This is a genomic window from Bradyrhizobium sp. NBAIM08, assembly GCF_020193935.1.
Classification (GTDB): domain Bacteria; phylum Pseudomonadota; class Alphaproteobacteria; order Rhizobiales; family Xanthobacteraceae; genus Bradyrhizobium; species Bradyrhizobium yuanmingense.
On sequence record NZ_JADYVR010001206.1, the window covers coordinates 1 to 390 of the forward strand.

The following is a 390-nucleotide window of genomic DNA, read 5'->3' on the forward strand; positions in this document are numbered from 1 at the left end:
CGAAGTCACCGGCGAAGAGGGTCCCGCCCGCGGACCGCAGCGCCGTCTCGGCCACCCACTGGTCGGGCAGCTCCGGGAGCCGTCCGTAGCGCTGGATGCGGTCGCGGAGATCGACCAGCATGGACTCGCCCTTCGCGCCCGCCACGCCCAGACGCGCCCGGCGGTGCGAGGTGACCAGCACGATGACGCAGAGCAGCAGGATGATCGAGACGGCGACCCAGGTGCGACGCGTCGGGCTCTCGACGAAGGGCAGGGACACCAGGACCAGGACCCCGAGGATCCCCACGAACGGATACATGTACCGCGGGCTGAGGAAGAGGCTCGCCAGGATCAGCGGTATCACGAGGACGTTGATGGGGACGTACTCGGAGAAGCCGATGATGCCGACGG

General features: G+C 69.0%; 1 protein-coding gene. It reads right to left on the minus strand.

Features of this window, described 5'->3' with window-relative positions; genetic code table 11:
* Positions 1-390, minus strand: a 390-nt coding sequence (locus tag I6F37_RS44165; RefSeq protein ID WP_225155010.1) for a hypothetical protein, incomplete at both ends; no start/stop codon positions are given.